Below are 7,837 nucleotides of genomic sequence, written 5' to 3' on the forward strand. Positions count from 1 at the left end.
AGCGCAGGTGGAGCGACCTGAGTAAGCGCACCCAGCGAGCGATCGTGTTGGCGGCCGCCGCGGAGGGCGCGCTCAAGACGGCCGCGCTCGTCGACATCTGGCGCCGGCCAGCCGGCCAGCCGGCCAGATCCGAGGATCCAAGTGGGCGTGGATCCCGACGGTCACCCTGATCAACTCCTTCGGGCTGGCACCGGCGGCGTACTTCCTCTACGGACGGAAGCGTTAACCGCGCCTTCTCACCAACGGCGACGAGGTAGCCGACGGACCCACCTGGTACGAACCGACGAACGCACCACACGCGGCAGATGAGTGCGGTCGGGTTGGTCATCCCACCTGCCTCACAGGGTCACTCTCGGTGCCGGGGGTCGGGGAGTGGTCCGGTCTGGGATCCTCTGAGTCAGGGATACGGTGAGCAGGCTGATGTGTGCGGTCGTACCGACGCGAGAACCGGGGAAGGGCCGCGTCGAAATTGGCGGCGAGGACGACCGCGACGAGCAGTCCAACCACGATGCCTGCGAGGAGATCAACCAACTGGCCAACCCGCCTGCTCCAGCGTTTGCCGAGAATGGCGCCGGTGTCCATGGGGGCGGCGCCACCCAGTAGGACGGTTGCGGTGGCAACAATGCGGATAGCGCTGTGGAGACGCTGACGGCGGCGAGAACCCATAGCCGCGCTCCCAAGGGTTCGGGGAAGCCGAGTCGTTCAGTGCCTGATCCTCTCCTAAAAGGGGAAGGTGCGCGATGACCTCTCAGCCGTGCCTCGCGGCGTCCGGCCAACTGTAGGGATCGCGCGAGCTTGGCCACTGGCTGGGCTAGTTGGCCAGTGGATGGCCACTGGGGTGTATCTGGCCACTTCAGCTGCAGCGTTTAAGAGCAGGGCGTGTTGTCGTGAGCTGGGCGCGGCGAGGCTCGCAGGAACGCCAGCGGAAGGAAGAGTTCGTCGACGATCTCGACGATCAGGTCGTAAGGAGCAGGCGATGGCTGGAGCGACAGCTCGGTGTGAAGCAGATCGACGGGAAGGCGTGCGAGGCGGGCCGGAATGTTGTCGGGGTCGATTTCGCCGCGTCTGCGGGCCCGTTCGAGGACGAGGTTCATCTGGTCGGCGCCGGCCGTGTGAGCTTGCCGTCGCAGGTGGGTGGCGAGTTCGTCGTCGATGTCGGGGACGGCCTGGGCGGCGTGGGCCCGCTGGTTCATCGTGGTCAGGACGGCGATGACGTCAGTGCGCAGAGTGCCGGTGTCGACGGGTGGGCGGGCCAGGTCGACGACTCGTCTGCTGACGGCGGCGGCGAGCAGGTCGGTGCGGGTAGGCCATCGGCGGTAGAGCACCGCTTTGCTGGTTCCCGCCCGCGCGGCAACCGCGGCGACGGTGAGCGCGGTGGAGCCGACCGCGGCGAGTTCGTCCCAGGCGGCGTCCAGGATGGCCTGGTCCAGGGCGTCCCCCCGCCGTCGGGACCGCGGTGCCGACCGGCCGTCACCGGAACTCGTCGCGGGCGCCCACCTGTCGGATGACATGCTCACAAGATACTTGAGTTCCCTATCGCGGTCGGCTAGCCTACCCTTACGTAAGATACCTGGGTTTCTTATCTGGTTTGGGGAGGCGGATCGTGCAGGACGCGCCACGGGTAGGGCTGCTGGCTGTGCCGGGAGCCACGCTCTATTTCAAGGTCCGAGGGGACGGGCCAGTGCTGCTGATGTTGCCGGGCGGTGACGGGGACGCCGACGCTACCGACGCGCTCGCCGAGCGGCTGGCCGGCCGGTACACGGTGGTCGGCTACGACCGGCGGGGGCTGACGCGCAGCCCGCTGCACGATCAGAACACCGCTGTCGATGTGGCGACGCACAGCGACGACGCTGCCCGGGTGCTCGCGGCGGTCACCGACAGCCCGGCGCTGGTGTTCGGTGTCAGCCTCGGGGCCCTGGTCGGGCTGGACCTGATCTGCCGTCACCCACAGCGGGTGCGGCTGCTCGTCGCGCACGAACCGCCGGCCACCGAACTGCTACCGGAGCGTGACCGGGAGCAGGCGGCAAGCGGCCAGGAGGAGATCGAACGGTTGTACCGCAGCGAGGGGATGGCCGCGGCGATGCGGCAGTTCCTTGCCCTCGCCGGGGTCGACATCACCGACCGGGAGGCCGACGTCGCGCCGCCGCAGCCCAAGCCAGAACGGATCGCCAACCTCACCTTCTTCCTGACCCATGACGCTCCCGCCGTGCGGCGCTACCGTCTGGACTGGCCAGGCCTGCATGCCGCGGCGGACCGGATCGTTCCCGCGGCCGGCGCCACCTCGACGACCGGTTTCGCCCACCGGTGCGCCCACGCCCTGGCTGCGGAGTTGGGCCAGCCGCTGGTGAAGTTCCCCGGCGGCCACTCCGGTTTCATCCTGCGCCCTGCCGGGTTCGCTGCCCGTCTGCACGAGGTCCTTGAGCAGCCGACACGACATGGGGCCGGCGCCGGTGAGGCTATCGACCCGGCCGAGTCTCGCGTGCGACCCGATGCGGGCCCGCCGGCTCGCCCGGTGAGCCGACGATGACCAGCGCGTTAACCGTCTCGTTCACCCGGCGCCGCGGACAACTGGACCGGGTGCACGTCACCCGCAGCGACGCCTCGACGACCCGCTGGGAGTTCCCCAGCTACGGCGACGTCCTGCCGCACGACCTCGTCCACCTGATCGTGGAGGTGGAACTCGGCCTGACCGACGGCTTCTGGGGCCTCATCGATCAAGGCGCTGACGTGGTCATGGTTGACAGCCAAGCCGTCATTACCCGCGACCGCGTGCCCCTCACCGAGCAGCCCGGCGCCGACTTCACCGGCCTCATGCGAGCCGAGGAAGCCGTCGCTCTCCTCGGCCCCCAGCCTCATCTGGAGCAACCCGGGAAGATCATCGTCGCGCGGCTCGACCCGGACTCCCTCACCGCACCCGACCCGCGCGACACTGCGCACCGGCTCGGATTCCAGCTACCGAACACCGCCACACCTGAGCGCATTGACGCGATCCACACCCGCCTCCGCACCCTCGCGCGCCAATGGCGTGACACGGACGACGGCACGATCACCCTCACCTGGCGCCGCGACGCACAGTGACAAACGGGATCGTCACTGAGGCTCGATGAGACGGGCGACTTCGGCGAGCACCTGCTCCGCCTCCTCGCGGGTAACCGCAGCGAGGATCCGGCTTCTGGGGTTCGGGTGCTGGAACCTCGCGATGGCCGGCGTCTGATGAAAAGCGCTGGCTGCGACCAAGATCGGTACTATCCGGCAGCCTCTGTTGTCGGCTGCCGCGAGCAGCTTCGGCAGCTCCACGTCTCGGATGAAACTCGAGGCCAGAAAGTCGGCGCTGATAAGTAGAATCGCAGACGCCGCGGAATCGAACGCCATGTCGATCTCGCTCCGCCAAGCGTCGCCGATCCGGATGCGTTTATCTGACCACACGTCCAAGCGGCCGTCGCGTTCCAGCGGGCTAAGATGGACCAGCAGTCGGTTGAGCCAGAACTCGTCCTGGTGACTGTAGCAAATGAAGACTTTTCTTCTGGATGTCGGTGAGCGTTTGCCTGCTCCCCGCAGGAGACGTTCCCGCTTGAGCTGCCGAATATAGAAAATGAACTGCGGATCGTCGGCGATCAGACGCCTTCGTTGTACGTCATAGAATAGGTTTCCGGATATCAACGGGTTTCCCGCCAGGCCGGCACCGATCCCCTGCATGAAGAGGCGGTCCACCGCACGTGACAGTTTGGGGTTCTGCTTCCGGTACTCGTCCAGGTATAGAACGCCGTCCGCGTTTTTCGCCAGTCCTATCAGAAGCTCGATGCAGATAGTTTCGTCCGAATCGTCCAGCGCGGCGAATTCCTCCACGAGCTCGTGATATTTTATTCGCAGCTCCTCCGAAACTAGCTCTAGGGCGCTCCGAATATCGGTGCGTACCGTCTTGAGGCTGCGCGCCGTCTCCTCAATGCGGGCCATCGTCACCAAGTGCCAACACAACGCTTGGGCGATGATCAGACTTCCGCTCGATGCCCTCACGATCGAGAGCTTGTCCTCGAATTGGATGTTGAGCGCCTTCTCGCCGAGTTCCACCAACGCCAGCAGCTCATTCTCGGACGCCGCCTTGGGTCGGAAGATCCTAATACGGTTGGCAATATCTGGGCTGATCTTCACGAGCGAGCGCGTCGTCTCCGGAATACCGACGACTACGATCTTCCTTGAGCGGGCGCCACTGTCCGCGAGGCGCTTGAGGTAGTCGACGACGCGGCCTTGCTGCTCGATGGATAGCCGGTGGTGATCGTCTATCGCGATGACCCCGTCATGGCCGTCGATGACCAGCTTGTCGATCTTCTCTACGTCCCGTGGAACCCGGGCGCTGTAGACCGTCGGCTCGCCGAAACGGGCCTTGTCCTGCTCCATGGCATGCATCAACAGGGACGTCTTGCCGAGACCTGAGGGACCTTCGAGAACGATGCTAAGCCCAGGCTGACGCAACGTCATCTTGAAGGGCAGGAAGTGCTGCTGCTGAACGAAGGTAACCTCTGGTGTTCCGGTTGGCTGAAACACCTCACCGACCTCCCGGACAGGCGGGCGTCGGTCTGCGTGTAGTGGCGGGAAGACGGGCCCGACCGGATCCTGGGGCTTGACCGGCGGAGTGGCATCTCCAGGCATCTGGGGGAACGGAAACTGCGGCTCGGCCGTTGGCTTGGCTCGGCCACTGATGGCGTATCGGATGTGCTCTTGCAGCAGGCGCGACGCAGCTGTTGCGGTGACGCCGAACATGTCGATGCTAACGATCTGGCCGAGCAGCCCTGGCCGCGGACAGTCCTCGATCCTGATGGGTATCAGCTTTCTGGCGAGCCCGAGCGGGTCCGCTCTAGCGGCTGCCTGCCACTCGGCCTGACCGTATACGGACCGAAGATAGGCGTGGGACAGGAGGGCGATGGTTTGCCGCGCCTCCGTGATACCGGCCTGCATCGACGTCATCCAGCTTGCGCCGGGTAACGAAGTCCCAGGCTTGGACGAGTACGCGGTAGCCGGCTACTTCAAGCTGCCAGGCGACCCACTCCGCCCATGCCCTATCGGACTCCGTGTAGGAGATGAAGAAGTCCCATGAAACCTCGGTCACGTGCCCCCGCTCGCCTGATCCGTCTTGCAGCATGCTACAGCTCGCATGATCTCGAACCTACGAGCATGGTCAGACGGCTGTTGACGCCTGTTGCGTACCGTGACGAATGCCAAGACGTGAACCAGCCCTCGTAGCAGCCGCTCATCGGCATGAGCGGACGCGCCCAAAAACGCCGCGGAGTGCCTCACCCCCGCGCTGATGTTACTTAACGTCATGGATAATGATCTTTGACTCCATCGGGGCGGGTCAGGTATGACCGTGTCCGGTGGAGCCGAGTACGACCGTCGATGGCCCGACCGGCCAACCACCGTCGTCGACGGGATCTCGCCCCGGGGGCCGTCGGAGTGCGGCTTACGCTTCTCCTTACCCACCTGGGAGCCGTGAACGACGACGATGAAAGACTCGCCGACTCTTACCGAGGCGCGGCGCCGCAGCCACGACAAATGCGCACCCAATGCGCACCCAATGCGCACCCACGGCCTTGTTGATCTATATAGTGGATCTTTATTCTGAGCGTTTCCGCAGGTCAGACGCGAGCCGCGAATGCGGCGGCGCAGATACTGGCCGAGCTGGTCACAGTTCCTCCGCAGCCACGCCGCCAGCGTGCTGGCCTGCGACTTCCTCACCGTCACGCTGACCCGGCTGTACGTCCTGTTCTTCATCAGCCTCGACCGCCGCCACGTCCGGCTCGCCGGCGTCACCGCCCACCCCACCGCCACCTGGGTCACCCAGCAAGCCCGCAACCTCACCCACCAGCTCGACGACCACCGACAGTACAAATTTCTGATCCGCGACCGGGACACCAAGTTCGTCCGCGGCTTCGACGCGGTCTTCACCGACGAGAACATCCAGATCATCAAAACCCCGGTTCAGGCTCCCCGTGCGAATGCCTACGCCGAACGCTGGGTTCGCACCGTCCGCACGGAATGCCTCGACTGGACCCTGCTCTGGAACCGCCGCCACGCCGAACAGATCCTCACGATCTACGTCGAGCACTACAACACCGCCCGATCCCACCGCGGCATCCACCTCGACACACCCGACCCCGTGACACCAGCCGCCGATCCGACCGGCCCCATCAGGCGCATCGACCGACTCGGCGGCCTCCTCCACGAATACCAACGAGCCGTCTGACCAGCGAACCGTCTACTTGCACCCTTCAGGCGCTCGCCGTACAGGTTGTTCCACAGCTACGGACGAGATACAGGCACCCACACGAGCCCATCCTCGCCGATTGCTCCTGCGCGGATGACGCCGACGCCAGGCGCGCGTCAGTTCGACGAGCTCATCGACGACAATGGCTCGGTCCAGGTTGTCATCGGAACCTGGCGAAGTCCGGGGGCGCTTCTCGGCGAACGCCGCCTTGCCTTCCTGGGCCTCGCGTGTGTGCACGAAGATGTCGAGGGCATCGAAGCCCACCGCGCCGACGCCGGCGAGCTGCTCGGTGTCGGCGTTGAAGGAGTGCTTCAAGAACGCGAGCGCGGTGGGGCTGCGCTCGAGCAGCTCGCCGGCCCACCTGCGCACCTCGGCCTGCAACTCGGCGAGCGGCACCACGGCGTTGACAAGTCCCCACTCGAGCGCTTGGGCGGCGTCGTAGCGACGGCACAGATACCACATCTCGCGGGCGCGTTTTTCGCCGATGGCGCGGGCCAGGATGCCGGTGCCGAAGCCGGCATCCCATGAGCCGACCCGCGGCCCCGACTGGCCGAACGTCGCCGTGTCGGCGGCGATGGAAAGGTCACAGAGGACGTGGAGGACGTGCCCGCCGCCAGCGGAGACGCCGTTGACGGCAGCGATCATCGGCTTGGGGATGGCCCGCATGACCCGGTGCAGCGTCTGGATCTCGAAGATGCCGTAGTCGGTTGGGCCGTAACCGCCGAGCTCGGCCGCCATCTTCACGTCGCCGCCCGCGCAGAAGGCCTTTTCGCCGGCCCCGGTGAGGCAGACGACGCCCACGGCTGAGTCACCCCACGCCAGCTTGAACGCATGGATCAGCTCGTCGACAGTGTGGGCGGAGAATGCGTTGTAGCGGGCCTCGCGGTCGATCGTTATCCAGGCCAGGCCGTTGTCGACCTCGTAGCGGACATCGGTCAGCTCCCGCGATCGGGCGTCGGTCAGCTCGCGGGATGTCATGCCGTCACCGGTGTGCACCGGTCGATGTTGCCGCCGTCCGCGTACGACGGCATGTGCGCCTGGGAGCCGCCGTCGATGCTGATCGCCTGCCCGGTGATGAACGATCCCTCATCGGAGATGAGGAAGCAGACGAGGTTGGCAATGTCCTCGGGCTGCCCGGCCCGCGACACGAGTTGATGGCGCAGGAGCCGTTCGGTGGCCGGGCCGTCAAGCTTCTGCCGCAGCCGATCGGTCAGGATGAGTCCGGGGCAGATGGCGTTGCAGCGCAGGCCGCGGCGGCCGTACTGCGTGGCGATCGAGCGGCTGAGTGCGATCACCGCCGCCTTCGCCGCGGCGTAGGCGGTCTGCCCGGTGTCACCCAGGAGGGCCTGGCCGGACGAGGTGTTCACCACGGAACCGCCCCCGCGCTCGAGGATGTGGGGGATGGCCGCCTTGCAGCAGAGCATCGTCCCGCGGAGGTTCGTGCGTATCGTGCCATCCCACGTGTCGAGGTCGAGGCCGAGCACATCGACGTCGGACGACGTGAGGTTCATCGCGCTGGCGTTGTTGTGCAGCACGTCGATGCCACCGAACGCCGACACCGTGGTCGCGACGAGGCGG

General features: G+C 66.1%; 8 protein-coding genes and 1 pseudogene. 4 read left to right on the forward strand and 5 right to left on the reverse strand.

The annotated features are described in order from the left end of the window. The first annotated feature begins 408 nt into the window (after positions 1-408). Positions 409-603, forward strand: coding sequence for a hypothetical protein (locus tag U9979_RS01855; RefSeq protein WP_322778004.1), 195 nt, complete (start codon positions 409-411; stop codon positions 601-603). A 263-nt stretch (positions 604-866) separates the two neighbouring features. Here the strand turns inward: U9979_RS01855 and U9979_RS01860 are convergent, their stop codons facing one another. After that, positions 867-1,511, reverse strand: coding sequence for a TetR-like C-terminal domain-containing protein (locus tag U9979_RS01860; RefSeq protein ID WP_322778005.1), 645 nt, complete (start codon positions 1,509-1,511; stop codon positions 867-869). Between the two features lie 92 nt (positions 1,512-1,603). Here U9979_RS01860 and U9979_RS01865 point away from each other — a divergent pair, with 92 nt between their 5' ends. After that, complete coding sequence (locus tag U9979_RS01865; protein ID WP_322754625.1) at positions 1,604-2,527, forward strand: alpha/beta hydrolase; 924 nt, start codon at positions 1,604-1,606, stop codon at positions 2,525-2,527. Then, on the forward strand, positions 2,524-3,078 hold the full coding sequence (locus tag U9979_RS01870) for a hypothetical protein (protein ID WP_322750757.1): 555 nt from the start codon (positions 2,524-2,526) through the stop codon (positions 3,076-3,078). The genes U9979_RS01865 and U9979_RS01870 overlap by 4 nt, the downstream gene beginning before the upstream one ends. 12 nt (positions 3,079-3,090) lie before the next feature. Here the strand turns inward: U9979_RS01870 and U9979_RS01875 are convergent, their stop codons facing one another. After that, complete coding sequence (locus U9979_RS01875; RefSeq protein WP_322778006.1) at positions 3,091-4,953, reverse strand: TIR domain-containing protein; 1,863 nt, start codon at positions 4,951-4,953, stop codon at positions 3,091-3,093. Then, positions 4,853-5,137 carry a toll/interleukin-1 receptor domain-containing protein gene (locus U9979_RS25015; RefSeq protein ID WP_416219215.1) on the reverse strand — a complete coding sequence of 95 codons (285 nt, stop codon included), beginning with the start codon at positions 5,135-5,137 and terminating at the stop codon, positions 4,853-4,855. Before U9979_RS25015 ends, U9979_RS01875 begins: the two co-directional genes overlap by 101 nt. Before the next feature lie 510 nt (positions 5,138-5,647). Here U9979_RS25015 and U9979_RS01880 point away from each other — a divergent pair. Next, positions 5,648-6,238, forward strand: a complete 591-nt coding sequence (locus U9979_RS01880) for an integrase core domain-containing protein (RefSeq protein WP_322778007.1) — start codon at positions 5,648-5,650, stop codon at positions 6,236-6,238. A 181-nt stretch (positions 6,239-6,419) separates the two neighbouring features. Here the strand turns inward: U9979_RS01880 and U9979_RS01885 are convergent. Further along, positions 6,420-7,237 (reverse strand): annotated as a pseudogene (locus U9979_RS01885) (enoyl-CoA hydratase-related protein). After that, on the reverse strand, positions 7,234-7,837 hold a 604-nt coding region (locus U9979_RS01890), incomplete at its 5' end, for an SDR family oxidoreductase (RefSeq protein ID WP_322778008.1). The pseudogene U9979_RS01885 and the gene U9979_RS01890, both read right to left, overlap by 4 nt.

The sequence above is a fragment of the Protofrankia sp. Cas4 genome (assembly GCF_963555915.1).
In the GTDB taxonomy this organism is placed as follows: Bacteria; Actinomycetota; Actinomycetes; order Frankiales; family Frankiaceae; genus Protofrankia.

What these genes read in the sequence shown, in the direction of transcription:
- U9979_RS25015 (WP_416219215.1), bottom strand. Translation starts at nt 5,137, where the DNA reads ATGCTGCAAGACGGATCAGGCGAGCGGGGGCACGTGACCGAGGTTTCA.
- U9979_RS01870 (WP_322750757.1), top strand. Translation starts at nt 2,524, where the DNA reads ATGACCAGCGCGTTAACCGTCTCGTTCACCCGGCGCCGCGGACAACTG.
- U9979_RS01875 (WP_322778006.1), bottom strand. Translation starts at nt 4,953, where the DNA reads ATGCAGGCCGGTATCACGGAGGCGCGGCAAACCATCGCCCTCCTGTCC.
- U9979_RS01880 (WP_322778007.1), top strand. Translation starts at nt 5,648, where the DNA reads ATGCGGCGGCGCAGATACTGGCCGAGCTGGTCACAGTTCCTCCGCAGC.
- U9979_RS01860 (WP_322778005.1), bottom strand. Translation starts at nt 1,511, where the DNA reads ATGTCATCCGACAGGTGGGCGCCCGCGACGAGTTCCGGTGACGGCCGG.